The organism is Streptomyces sp. a15 (assembly GCF_059026085.1).
The window spans coordinates 313,187-325,710 of sequence record NZ_JBWLKM010000002.1; the positions used below are offsets into that span (position 1 = coordinate 313,187).

Below are 12,524 nucleotides of genomic sequence, written 5' to 3' on the forward strand. Positions count from 1 at the left end.
CTAATTTCTGTCAAGCGACAGAAATCAGCCCCGAGACCCACAGCCGGAGGTGCCGGTATGGCGACAGCGACCACATACGGAGCCCGCGCCCACGCACGCGCCCAGGAGGGCACGCGCACCGAGGCCATGCCCGTCGTACCGGCCGGCACCTGGCCGAACCCGCCCTGCGAGGCGGGCCACCTGGTGTGGGCGGAGACGGTGGCGGGCGGCAACTACACGCACCGGGTGCTGGCCCGCGGCACCGAACTGCGCCTGACCGACGCGCACGGCGACGCCTGCGCCCACCTGCTGCTGTTCGTCGCCGACCGGCCCTGGGAGCGGCTCAACGTGGCCGACACGGTGAAGGTCCAGTGGAACGCCTACCTCGGCGAGGGCCAGCTGCTCCTGTCCGACCAGGGCCGGGTCCTCGCCTCGGTGATCGCCGACACCTCCGGGCAGCACGACGCCCTGTGCGGCACCTCCACCCTCGTCCGCAACACCGAGCGGTACGGCGACGGCACCCCGCAGAGCCCCTCCCCCGCCGGGCGGGAGCTGTTCAAGCTGGCCGCCGCCAAGAACGGCCTGGAGCCCCGCGACCTGCCGCCGTCGCTCTCCTTCTTCCAGAGCGTGGAGGTCCGCGAGGACGGCGCCCTGGACTTCGCCGGCTCGGCCGGCCCCGGCCTCAGCGTGACGCTGCGCGCCGAGCAGGACCTGACGGTCCTGATCGCCAACGTCCCGCACCCGGCCGACCCCCGCGCCGAGTACGTCAGCACCCCGCTGGAGGTACTCGCCTGGCGCGCCGCGGCCACCGGCCCCGACGACCCGCTGTGGGACGCCACGCCCGAGGGCCGCCGAGCCTTCCTGAACACCGCCGAGTTCCTTGCCGCCAGGGGGATCGCATGAGCACGACCGTCGTTCCCGCACGCGCCGCGTGGTCCGCCGTCGTACGCACCGGCGAGACCCTCACCATCACCGACCTGCACGGCAACCAGGCCGTCGACTTCCTCGTCTACGACGCCCACGACACGTCGGTCCGCTACAGCGCCCCCGACACGATCCATGCGCAGGGGAACATCTTCCTCACCACGGGCAGTGTGCTGATGTCGAACGAGTACACCCCCCTCATGACGGTGGTCGCGGACGACGTGGGCCGCCACGACACGGTCGGCGGCGCCTGCTCCAAGGAGTCGAACACCCTCCGGTACGGCCATCACACCTGGTCCCAGCACGCGTGCGTGGACAACTTCCTCGCCGAGGGCGCCCGGCACGGCCTCGGCAAGCGGGACCTGGTCTCCAACATCAACTGGTACATGAACGTGCCGGTCGAGAAGGACGGCACCCTCGGCATCGTCGACGGCCTGTCCGCTCCCGGCCTGGCGCTGACCCTGCGCGCCGAGCGCGACGTCCTCGTCCTGGTCTCCAACTGCCCCCAGATCAACAACCCGTGCAACGGCTTCGAGCCGACGGCGGTGGAGATGACGATCACCGAGGCGGGCGCCGCATGACCTTCGACACCCTGCTCATCCCCAACCGGGGCGAGATCGCGGTCCGCATCATCCGTACCGCCCGCGAACTCGGCCTGCGTACGGTCGCGGTGTACTCCGACGCGGACCGCTCCGCCCCGCACGTACGGCTCGCCGACGAGGCGGTGCGGCTCGGCCCGGCGCCCGCGAAGGAGTCGTATCTCGACGCCGACCTGGTGCTGAAGGCGGCGAAGGACACCGGCGCGGGCGCGATCCACCCCGGCTACGGCTTTCTGTCCGAGGACGCGGCCTTCGCCCGGCGCTGCGAGGACGCCGGGATCGTGTTCGTGGGCCCGACGCCGGAGCAGCTGGACCTGTTCGGCGCGAAGCACACGGCCCGCGCGGCGGCCCGGGCGGCCGGGGTGCCGCTGGCTCCGGGCACGGGACTGCTGGCGTCGCTGGACGAAGCGCTCGCACGCGCCGCCGAGATCGGCTATCCGGTCATGCTCAAGGCGACCGGCGGTGGCGGCGGTATCGGCATGTCGGCATGTCACTCCGCCGATGCCCTGGCCGAGGCCTGGGAGAGCGTGCAGCGCGTCGCCGCCGCCTCCTTCTCCTTGGCCGGCGTCTTCCTGGAGCGCCTCGTCGAGCACGCCCGCCATGTCGAGGTGCAGGTCTTCGGCGACGGCGAGGGCAGGGTCGTCTCCTTCGGCGACCGCGACTGCTCCCTCCAGCGCCGCAACCAGAAGGTACTGGAGGAGGCCCCGGCACCGGGCCTGCCGGACCAGGTGAGGGACCAACTCGCCTCGAGCGCCCGCGACTTGTGCGCCTCCGTCGGCTACCGCTCCGCCGGAACCGTCGAGTTCGTCTACGACGCCGCCCGCGAGGAGGCGTACTTCCTGGAGGTCAACACCCGCCTCCAGGTGGAACACCCGGTCACCGAGGAGATCTACGGCGTCGACCTGGTCGCCTGGATGCTCCGCCTGGCGCGCGGCGAACAGGACGTCGTCCGCGACCCGGGTACCCCGCGCGGCCACGCCGTCGAGGCCCGGGTGTACGCCGAGGACCCCTCGCGCGAACACCGGCCGAGCGCGGGCCTGTTGACGCGGGTCGAGTTCCCGCCGGGCGTGCGCGTCGACGGCTGGGTGGAGACCGGCACCGAGGTGACCACGTCGTACGACCCGATGCTCGCGAAGGTCATCGCGTACGGCCCGGACCGGGCCCACGCGCTGCGGCGGCTGGACGAGGCACTGGCCCGCACCCGCGTCGACGGCATCGAGACGAACCTGGGCCTGGTGCGGGCCGCGCTCGCGCACCGCGACGTCACGACCGCCGCGCACTCCACCGCCACGCTCGCCGCCATCAGCGACCCGACTCCGCGCATCGAGGTCGTCTCCGGCGGCACCCTCACCACCGTGCAGGACTGGCCGGGCCGCACCGGATACTGGCAGGTCGGCGTCCCTCCGTGCGGCCCGATGGACGACCTGTCCTTCCGGCTCGGCAATCAGGCGCTCGGCAACACGGAAAGCGCCCCCGGTCTCGAATGCACCCTTCAGGGCCCGACCTTGAGGTTCACCCACCCGACGACGGTGTGCGTGACGGGCGCGCCGGCCCCCGTCACCGTCGACGGTGCGCCGGTCGCGCGGTGGGAGCCGGTGACGGTGCCCCCGGGGGCCGTACTGGAGATCGGCGCACCCTCCGAACACGGCCTGCGGACCTACGTGCTGTTCGCCGGCGGCCTCGACGTGCCCGCCTTCCTGGGCAGCGCGAGCACCTTCACGCTGGGCCGGTTCGGCGGGCACGGCGGACGGGCGCTGCGCACGGGAGACGTCCTGCACGGCGGGACGGTCGTCCAGGGAACACCGGTCACGGAGACGGACCGCCCGGACTTCGGTGCCGTATGGCACGTCAAGGCCGTCGAAGGCCCCCATGCCGCCCCGGAGTTCTTCACCGAGGACGACGTCCACGACTTCTACGCCGCCGACTGGAAGGTCCACTTCAACTCGGCGCGCACGGGCGTCCGCCTGGTCGGCCCGAAGCCGCGCTGGGCCCGCACCGACGGCGGCGAGGCGGGCCTGCACCCGTCCAACATCCACGACACGCCGTACTCCGTCGGCGCCGTCGACTACACGGGCGACATGCCGGTGCTGCTGGGCCCGGACGGCCCCTCGCTCGGCGGGTTCGTGTGCCCGGCGACGGTGATCAGCACCGAGCGCTGGAAGCTCGGCCAACTGCGCCCGGGCGACACAGTGCGGTTCCTGCCGGTGGACGCGGACGGCTCGCTCCGCGACGACATCGTGGACGGCGGCATCCTCGCCCGGGACGGCGACGTCACGTACCGCCGCAGCGGCGACGACAACCTGCTGGTCGAGTTCGGCCCGATGCAGCTCGACCTGGCGCACCGCATCCGTGTCCACGCGCTGATGGAGGCGCTGGCCGAGCAGGCCCCGGAGGGGATCACCGACCTCACACCGGGCATCCGCTCCCTCCAGATCCGCACCGACCCGCACCGCCTCCCGCAGCCCGAACTCCTCGCCGTCGTACGGGAGATCACGGCATCGCTCCCACCGAGCGACGAACTGGTGGTGCCCTCGCGCACGGTCCACCTCCCCCTCTCCTGGGACGACCCGGCGACCCGCGAGGCGATCGCCCGCTACATGGCGGGCGTGCGCGACGACGCGCCCTGGTGCCCGTGGAACATCGAGTTCATCCGCCGGGTCAACGGCCTGGACTCGGTGAACGACGTCTATGACACGGTCTTCGACGCCGAATACCTCGTCCTGGGCCTCGGCGACGTGTACCTGGGCGCCCCGGTGGCCACGCCCCTCGACCCCCGCCACCGCCTGGTGACCACCAAGTACAACCCGGCCCGCACCTGGACAGCCGAGAACTCGGTCGGCATCGGCGGCGCGTACCTGTGCATCTACGGCATGGAGGGCCCCGGCGGCTACCAGTTCGTGGGCCGGACGACCCAGGTCTGGTCGGGCTGGCAGCAGCGCGGCGCCTTCGAGCCCGGCTCCCCCTGGCTCCTCCGCTTCTTCGACCGGATCAAGTGGTACCCGGTGGACGCCGACGAACTCCTCGACCTGCGCGCCGACATCACGTCCGGCCGCTTCGTGCCCCGCATCGAGGAGGGCACCTTCTCGCTGGCCGAGTACCAGGCCTTCCTGGCCGAGAACGCCGAGTCGATCGCCGAGTTCAGGTCCCGCCAGCAGACCGCGTTCTCGGCGGAGCGGGACGCCTGGGAGGCGGCGGGCGAGTTCACCCGGGCCGAGGCGGCGACCGCGCCGGCCGCTCCCCCGGCCGAGGTGACCGTCCCCGCGGGCGGCCGTCTGGTGGAGGCCGAGTTCGCCGCGTCCGTATGGCAGTTGAACGTCGAACCGGGGGACGCGGTGACGGCCGGACAGCCGCTGCTCGCCCTGGAGGCGATGAAGATGGAGTCCAGGGTGCACGCGCCGATGGACGGCGTGGTCGCGGAGATCCTGGCCAGGCCCGGGGACCAGGTGGAGGCGGGGACGGCACTGCTGGTCCTGGCCCCCGCCGCACAGTGAAAGAGGAACAAGAAATGGCCACCACCCTCTCCCGCGTCCGCGCCGCCTACGCCCGCATCGAAGCGGTCGACCGCCCCGAGATCTGGATCGACCTGCGCCCACAGCCGGAGGTCGAGGCGGAGGCCCGCACGATCGACGAACGGGTCGCCTCCCTCGAACCACTCCCCCTCGCCGGGCGCCTGTTCGCCGCCAAGGGCAACATCGACGTGGCCGGCCTGCCCACCACCGCGGGCTGCCCGTCGTACGCGTACAACCCCCACACCGACGCCCCGGTCGTCGCCCGCCTCCGCGCGGCGGGCGCGATCGTGCTGGGCACCACGAACCTGGACCAGTTCGCGACGGGCCTGGTCGGCACCCGCTCCCCGCACGGCGCCGTCCGCAACGCGTACGACCCGGCCAGGATCAGCGGCGGCTCCAGCTCCGGCTCGGCCGTGGCGGTGGCCCTGGGCATCGTCGACTTCGCCCTCGGCACCGACACCGCCGGCTCGGGCCGCGTCCCGGCCGCCTTCAACGGCATCGTCGGCATCAAGCCCACCCGAGGCCTCGTCCCGACCACGGGCGTGGTCCCGGCCTGCGCCTCCCTCGACTGCGTGACGGTCTTCGCCCGCACCCTCCCGGAGGCCGAGCAGGCCCTGTCGTACATGGCATCCCCACCCGACCGCGACCTCCCACCGCTCCCCCAGCGCACGCCGGGCCCCTGGCGGATCGCGGTGCCGCCACGACACCAACTCGGCGAACTGGACGAAGGCTGGGCACAGGCGTACGAGACCACGGTCGCCCAGCTCATCCAGGGGGGCGCCTCGGTGCAGGAGATCGACCTCGCACCCTTCACCGAGGCCGCCGCGATGCTCTACCAGGGCGCGTTCGTAGCCGAGCGCTACACAGCAGTGGGCACCTTTGTCGACAAGGCGATGGCCGAGGGCGACCCGTCCCTAGACCCCACCGTCGCAGGCATCATCACCCGCGCCCGAGACATCCCGGCCCACCAGCTCTACGCCGACACCGACCGCCTGGCCGCCCTGCGCACCCGCGCCCTCGCGGAACTCGCCGACGCGGACGCCCTCCTCCTCCCCACCGCCCCCGGCCATCCCACTCTCGCCGAGGTGGCCGCCGACCCCCTGGGCGCCAACGCCCGCCTGGGCCGCTTCACCAACTCCACGAACCTCTTCGACCTGGCCGCGGTCGCCGCCCCCGCCGGCGAGGTCGACGGCCTGCCGTTCGGCGTGATGCTGATCGGCCCGGCGTTCACGGACGACCGCCTGGCCCGCATCGCCGCCCTGCTCCGACCGGAGACCCACCTCGCGGTGCTGGGCGCCCACCTCACGGGCCAGCCGCTCAACCCCCAACTCCTGTCCCTGGGCGCCCGCCTCGACCGTACGACCACGACCGCCCCCGTCTACCGCCTGCACGCACTGGCCACAGAACCGCCAAAGCCGGGTCTCGTCCATGTCGGCGAAGGCGGGTCAGCAATCGAGACAGAGGTGTGGCGCCTCCCCGCGGAGTCGCTCGGCAGACTCCTCACGTCCCTCCCCCGACCGATGACACTGGGCAGCGTGGAACTGGCGGACGGCACCCGACTCCCAGGCTTCCTGTGCGAACCGAGCGCCCTCAAGGACGCCGCGGACATCACGTCGTACGGGGGCTGGCGGACGTATCTGAGCCGCTGAGTACGGCCGGGCACCCTCCGGCGGTACGCAGCCGACGCCCCCACGCGCCCGCACTCGCGCACGGCGGGAAGGGGCCGTGTCGGGGGGTGTCCGCCCGCAGCGGTTGGCGCGTCAACACGAGCGCGTTGGTAGCTGACCGATTCCGCGCCGTTCCGAGGATGGACGCCCCCCGACACGGCCCCGACCCACCACCCAACCGAAGGCGCTACGCGCACCCCCACAAGGCCGCACAGGCCGCCGCAGGCATCACCCGCCCCAGCCCAGCGCAGCGGCTCCGACACACGACTCAGCCCACCGACGAGTACGCCACCACACCCCGCAACAGCTCGTCGACCGCCTTGCGCGCGTTCTTCGCGACCGTCGACCCCTCGGCATGCGCCGCGGCCGAGATCTGCCCGAGCACGTCGATGACCTGCTTGCACCACCGCACGAAGTCACCGGCCGGCATCTCCACCTCGCGCAGCACCTCGTCGAGCCCCTTCCCGGAGGCCCACATGTACGCGGCCCAGGCAAAGCCGAGGTCCGGCTCGCGCTGGCCGACGCCCTCGGTCTGGTTGATCCGGAACTCCTCCTCCAGGGCGTCCAGGCGCCCCCAGATCCGGACCATCTCACCGAGCGCGGCCTTCGCCTTGCCCGAGGGCACCTTGGGCGCCATGGCATCGTCGGCGACCCGGGACTCGTACACCAACGCCGAGACGCAGGCGGCCAGTTCCGCGGGAGCGAGGCCCTCCCAGACACCGGCCCGCAGGCATTCGCTGGCCAGCAGGTCGAGTTCGCCGTACAGCCGGGCCAGCCGCTTGCCGTGCTCGGTGACCTCGTTGGCCCGCAGGTAGTCCAGCTCGGTCAGCAGCGCGACGATCCGGTCGAACGTCCGGGCGATGGTGTTCGTGCGTCCCTCGATACGCCGCTCCAGCTGCGATGTGTCACGCAGCAGCCGGTGGTAGCGCTCGGCCCAACGGGCATGGTCCTCACGGTCGTTGCAGCCGTGGCAGGGGTGCGCGCGCAGGGCGGTGCGCAGCCGGGCGATCTCCCGGTCGTCGGCGGCCTGCGACCGCTTCTTGCGGGCCCGCTCCGGCGGAATGTGCCCGGCCTTGGTGCGCAGCGCGGAGGCGAGGTCCCGACGGGACTGCGGGGAGCGCGGGTTGAAGGACTTCGGGATCCGCATCCGCTCCAGCGCCTCGACGGGCACCGGGAAGTCCATCGACGCGAGCCGCTTGACCTGCCGCTCGGCGGTCAGCACCAGCGGGCGCGGACCGTCGTGCTGCTCGAAGCCCCGGTGGCCGTTCGACCGCCCGGCCGGCAGTCCCGGGTCCAGCACCAGGGCCAGACCGGCGTACTTGCCCGTGGGGACGTGGATGACATCCCCCGGCTTGAGCTTCTCCAGCGCGACGGCCGCCTCGGCACGCCGCTGGTTGACACCCTCCCGGGCCAGCTCGGTCTCACGGTCCTTGAGTTCGCGGCGCAGCCGCGCGTACTCCTCGAAGTCCCCGAGGTGGCAGGTCATGGACTCCTTGTAGCCCTCCAGCCCCTCCTCGTTGCGCTGCACCTGCCGCGAGATCCCGACCACCGACTTGTCGGCCTGGAACTGCGCGAAGGACGTCTCGAGCAGCTCGCGCGAGCGGTGCCGGCCGAACTGCTCGACGAGGTTGACCGCCATGTTGTACGACGGCTTGAAGCTGGAGCGCAGCGGATACGTGCGCGTGCCGGCCAGTCCCGCCAGGTGGTCGGGGCTGGTGCCGCGCTGCCACAGCACGACCGCGTGGCCCTCGACGTCGATGCCGCGCCGGCCGGCCCGGCCGGTCAGCTGGGTGTACTCGCCGGGAGTGATGTCGGCATGCTGCTCGCCGTTCCACTTGACGAGCTTCTCCAACACCACCGACCGCGCGGGCATGTTGATGCCCAGCGCGAGCGTCTCGGTCGCGAACACCGCCTTGACCAGGCCGCGTACGAAGAGCTCCTCGACGACCTCCTTGAACGTCGGCAGCATGCCCGCGTGGTGGGCCGCGATGCCGCGCTCCAGGCCCTCCAGCCACTCGTAGTAGCCGAGGACGTGCAGATCCTCCGTAGGGATGGAGGCCGTGCGCTCCTCGACCAGGGCGCGGACCCGCTCGCGCGCCTCGTCGTCGTTGAGTCTCAGGCCCGCGTACATGCACTGCTGGACGGCGGCCTCGCAGGCGGCGCGGCTGAAGATGAAGGTGATGGCGGGCAGCAGGCCCTCGGCGTCGAGCCGTTCGATGACCTCGGGCCGGCTCGGCGTCCAGACGCGGGAGCGCTGCCGGCGCTCGCGCTCACGGTCCGCCTCCCGCATCGCACGGCCGCGCTTGCGGTCCTGGTACGACGGCCGGCTCGCCTCCATGCGGGCCAGCCGCGTGAGGTCGGGGTTGACGGCCTTCTTGTGGCCCTCGCCCTCCTCGAACAGGTCGTACATCCGCCGCCCGGCGAGCACATGCTGGAACAGCGGCACGGGCCGGTGCTCGGAGACGATCACCTCGGTGTCGCCGCGGACGGTGTCGAGCCAGTCACCGAACTCCTCGGCGTTCGACACGGTGGCCGACAGCGAGACGAGGGTGACCGACTCCGGGAGGTGAATGATCACTTCCTCCCAGACGGCTCCCCGGAAGCGGTCGGAGAGGTAGTGCACCTCGTCCATGACCACGTATCCGAGGCCGAGGAGGGTCTGCGAGCCCGCGTACAGCATGTTCCGCAGCACCTCGGTGGTCATCACTACCACCGGGGCATCGGAGTTGACGCTGTTGTCGCCGGTGAGCAGGCCGACCTTGTCCGCGCCGTAACGGCGGCACAGGTCGGCGTACTTCTGGTTCGACAGCGCCTTGATCGGCGTCGTGTAGAAGCACTTCTTGCCCTGCTGCAGGGCGAGGTGGACGGCGAACTCGCCGACGATCGTCTTGCCGGAGCCGGTGGGCGCGGCCACCAGGACGCCCTTGCCCGCCTCGAGTGCCTGACAGGACTCGATCTGGAAGGGATCGAGGCCGAAGTCGTACATCTCGCGGAAACCGGCGAGCGCGGTGGCCTGGTCGACAGCGCGCCTACGTGCTGCCGCATACCGCTCGGCCGGTGAGAGGTCCTCTGTCATCGTGCTTTCGAGACTACCGGGCCCCACTGACAACAGGACGATCATTATCCGGATCCGATGACGATAAACATCGAATCCGCGCAGCTCACGGCCCTATGACCCGCACCGCACCCGGCACACAGCGCGCGGTCAGCGGCAGCGGCCCGAACGGCTCGCCGTCGGCGTACCCGGCGATCCCCCGGGCGGCGATCTCGACCTTGGCCGCCCGCACCACCGTGACCTTGGGATGGTCGACGTGCCGGCCCCGGTACACGCTCGGAAACACTCTGAGCAGCGTCGTACGGCTGCAGTCGCCGACCACCGTGATGTCGAACAGTCCGTCGGTGAGGTCGGCGCCGGGACAGATCCGCATGCCGCCGCCGTACGACGACCCGTTGCCGACGGCCACCAGGGTCGCCTCGACCTCCCGTACGTCACCGTCGTCCAGGGTGATCCGGTACGGGAAGGGCTTGAACGCGGCGAGTTCGGCGAGCATCGCCAGGTCGTACTTGAGACGCCCCGTCGGCCATCGCATGCGGTTGCCGCGGTCGTTGACCCGGGAGTCGAAGCCGGAGGCGAGGACCGTGCCGAACCAGCGGCCGTCCACCTGGCCGAGGTCGATGTCACGCAGCCGGGCGCCCTTGAGGGCGTCGGCGATCAGCCGGCCCGCGGCGGCCGGGTCGCGCACCGGCAGGCCGAGGGCGCGCGCGAAGTCGTTGCCGGTACCGACGGCGACCAGGCCGAAGGGGGTGCGGGTGCCGGCGACCGCCTGGAGCGCCAGGTTCGCCATGCCGTCGCCGCCGACGGCGATCAGCGCGCCGGTGCCGTCCGCGACGGCGGCACGCGCGCACGCGCGGGCGTCCTCGGCGTTCGCACCGAGGACCGTACGCACGGAGAATCCGGCCGCCCGCACAGCGGAAGCGGCCGGCTGCGCCGCGTGGGCGCCCCGGCCGCGACCCGCGGTGGGGTTGACGAAGAGGGTGATCTCGCTGGTCACGCCCCGGACGTTACAAGGGCGGACCGCTCGGTCAGGTCACGTCGTCATAACCGTTGACTCGCTCCGTGCTCGCCTGTTCGGGCAGCGCCCGGCTGGCCGAGACGGTCTCCACGTCTCCGACGTCCTCAGGGGTGAGGTCCAGCTCGGAGGCCTCGTCGTCGGCGGGACCCAGCGCGTCTCGGCGGCGCCTGCGCCGGTCGTTGACCAGGGAGAAGGCGACCGCGCCGAAGTACAGAATCCAGATCGGTCCGGCCAGCGCCAGCATCGTCAGCGGGTCGGTGCTGGGAGTGGCGACAGCCGCGAACACCGTGATGCCCATGATCATGCCGCGCCACCAGCCGACCATCCGCTTGCCGGTGATCGCCCCGGTGAGGTTGAGGAAGACCAGCAGCAGGGGCAGCTCGAAGGAGAGACCGAAGACGAGCACCATGCGGATGACGAGATCGAGCAGGTCGTCCAGCGGCAGCAGGTTGGAAGCGTCGGCCGGTGTGAACTCGAGCAGCACCTTCGCCGTGGTGGGCAGCACTGTGTAGGCGAAGTAGGCGCCGCCCAGGAACAGGGGGGCACCGGTGCCGACGAACGCGTAGGCGTACTTCTTCTCGTGCCGGTGCAGGCCGGGCGCGACGAACGCCCACAGCTGGTAGAGCCACACCGGCGAGGCCAGAACCACACCCGCCATCAGCGAGACCTTCAACGCCAGGGTGAAGGGGGTGAGCAGACCGTTGATGGTGATCTGCGCACACGGATCGCTGGACTTCGACTTGGACAGTTGCTCGAAGGTCTGCTCACAGCCGACCGAGTCCAGGATCGGCCTGGTGATGAGATTGATGATGTCGTTGTAGAAGAAGGCGGCGACAACAGTGACCGCGACGATGGCCAGCATCGCCTTCGCGAGCCGGTTGCGAAGCTCACGAAGGTGCTCCGCGAGGGGCATCCGCCCCTCGGGATCCTTCTCCTCTTGGCGGGCAGACTTCAGCAACCCACGTTCCCATCTCGTGCGGAGGGCCGGAGGTCACCGGCCCTGCGTCAGCGCTTGGTCGTGTCCGTCGGCTCGGTGACCGGGCGCGAGCTCGTCACGTCACCGGGGGCGGCCTGGATGGTGCGCTGGACGGGGGGCTGCTGGTCGTCGTGCGGCGGCGCAGCGGGAGCGGACGCGTTGTCCTGACCCTCGGTCTTCATCGCCTTGGCCTCGCTCTTGAGGATCCGCGCGGACTTGCCGAGCGAGCGCGCCATGTCCGGAAGCTTCTTGGCGCCGAACAGCAGGATGATGACGACGAGGATGAGAATGATCTCGGGGGCGCCGAGCCTTCCGAACATAAGTCTTTACCTTCTCACCGAGGCGGCTGGGGTGGGGTGCTGTCCGACCGGTCGGACATGTGTCCGATCGACCGTGCTTGACAGCGATCGTAACGCTCAGGGGTAAACGCGTGGCAATCCCTGTGCGTACTCCCGGTCCGCGGCCCGGGCCTCGTTCTCCGGACCGCGACATGCAGAGTACCTGCCGGAACCACCAAGGTGACAGGGCGAAGTGGCCCAAAGCGCATCACACCCCTGACTCACACCCACGACTCACAGGGGACACACGGGACGACTCACAGCGAATCCACGGAGCGGGCAGCGCTCATGGAGGCCCGCTCCAGATCCTCCGCGGCCCGGTTGATGCGCCGCGCCGAGTCCGTGACCTGCCTGCCCAGACGCTGCGCCTCCAGGAAGACACGTACGGCGAGCACACCGAGAACGGCGAGACCCAGAAAACCCACTGCTACCGCGAACATCGGCCAGAACATGGGCCGA

Annotated in this window: 9 protein-coding genes; 4 read left to right on the forward strand and 5 right to left on the reverse strand. The window is 71.3% G+C overall.

Going from position 1 to position 12,524, the window contains the following annotated elements; translation table 11 throughout:
• Nucleotides 1–57: 57 nt before the first annotated feature.
• From AC5P09_RS04465 to atzF, 4 genes are read left to right on the forward strand one after another with little or no spacing between them, the layout of a single operon-like run.
• On the forward strand, nt 58–882 hold the full coding sequence (locus tag AC5P09_RS04465; RefSeq protein ID WP_493872536.1) for an urea amidolyase associated protein UAAP1: 825 nt from the start codon (nt 58–60) through the stop codon (nt 880–882).
• The gene (locus tag AC5P09_RS04470; RefSeq protein WP_493872537.1) at nt 879–1,484 is read left to right on the forward strand and encodes an urea amidolyase associated protein UAAP2; all 606 of its coding nucleotides are present in this window, start codon (nt 879–881) and stop codon (nt 1,482–1,484) included. Before AC5P09_RS04465 ends, AC5P09_RS04470 begins: the two co-directional genes overlap by 4 nt.
• Nucleotides 1,481–4,993 (forward strand): 5-oxoprolinase/urea amidolyase family protein, encoded by a 3,513-nt coding sequence (locus tag AC5P09_RS04475; RefSeq protein WP_493872538.1) that lies wholly within the window; start codon nt 1,481–1,483, stop codon nt 4,991–4,993. The genes AC5P09_RS04470 and AC5P09_RS04475 overlap by 4 nt, the downstream gene beginning before the upstream one ends.
• Nucleotides 4,994–5,007: 14 nt before the next feature.
• Nucleotides 5,008–6,660, forward strand: a complete 1,653-nt coding sequence (atzF, locus tag AC5P09_RS04480) for an allophanate hydrolase (RefSeq protein ID WP_493872539.1) — start codon at nt 5,008–5,010, stop codon at nt 6,658–6,660.
• Between the two features lie 286 nt (nt 6,661–6,946).
• Here the strand turns inward: atzF and AC5P09_RS04485 are convergent, their stop codons facing one another.
• The 5 genes from AC5P09_RS04485 to AC5P09_RS04505 all read right to left on the reverse strand — a co-directional run bounded on the left by AC5P09_RS04485 (nt 6,947) and on the right by AC5P09_RS04505 (nt 12,517).
• Nucleotides 6,947–9,799: a DEAD/DEAH box helicase gene (locus AC5P09_RS04485; RefSeq protein ID WP_493872540.1), complete on the reverse strand. Its 2,853-nt coding sequence runs from the start codon at nt 9,797–9,799 to the stop codon at nt 6,947–6,949.
• 40 nt (nt 9,800–9,839) lie between these two features.
• Nucleotides 9,840–10,730, reverse strand: coding sequence for a diacylglycerol kinase (locus AC5P09_RS04490; protein ID WP_493872541.1), 891 nt, complete (start codon nt 10,728–10,730; stop codon nt 9,840–9,842).
• 31 nt (nt 10,731–10,761) lie between these two features.
• Entirely contained in the window at nt 10,762–11,709 is a 948-nt protein-coding gene (gene tatC, locus AC5P09_RS04495) for a twin-arginine translocase subunit TatC (RefSeq protein ID WP_493872542.1), read from the reverse strand.
• 47 nt (nt 11,710–11,756) lie between these two features.
• Nucleotides 11,757–12,047, reverse strand: coding sequence for a Sec-independent protein translocase subunit TatA (tatA, locus tag AC5P09_RS04500; RefSeq protein ID WP_266442606.1), 291 nt, complete (start codon nt 12,045–12,047; stop codon nt 11,757–11,759).
• A 275-nt stretch (nt 12,048–12,322) separates the two neighbouring features.
• Nucleotides 12,323–12,517: a hypothetical protein gene (locus AC5P09_RS04505; RefSeq protein ID WP_266442604.1), complete on the reverse strand. Its 195-nt coding sequence runs from the start codon at nt 12,515–12,517 to the stop codon at nt 12,323–12,325.
• Nucleotides 12,518–12,524 lie beyond the last annotated feature (7 nt).

Coding starts and splice junctions, on each gene's coding strand:
- AC5P09_RS04465 (WP_493872536.1), top strand. CDS start 58: ATGGCGACAGCGACCACATACGGAGCCCGCGCCCACGCACGCGCCCAG.
- AC5P09_RS04470 (WP_493872537.1), top strand. CDS start 879: ATGAGCACGACCGTCGTTCCCGCACGCGCCGCGTGGTCCGCCGTCGTA.
- AC5P09_RS04475 (WP_493872538.1), top strand. CDS start 1,481: ATGACCTTCGACACCCTGCTCATCCCCAACCGGGGCGAGATCGCGGTC.
- atzF (WP_493872539.1), top strand. CDS start 5,008: ATGGCCACCACCCTCTCCCGCGTCCGCGCCGCCTACGCCCGCATCGAA.
- AC5P09_RS04485 (WP_493872540.1), bottom strand. CDS start 9,799: ATGATCGTCCTGTTGTCAGTGGGGCCCGGTAGTCTCGAAAGCACGATG.
- tatA (WP_266442606.1), bottom strand. CDS start 12,047: ATGTTCGGAAGGCTCGGCGCCCCCGAGATCATTCTCATCCTCGTCGTC.
- AC5P09_RS04505 (WP_266442604.1), bottom strand. CDS start 12,517: ATGTTCTGGCCGATGTTCGCGGTAGCAGTGGGTTTTCTGGGTCTCGCC.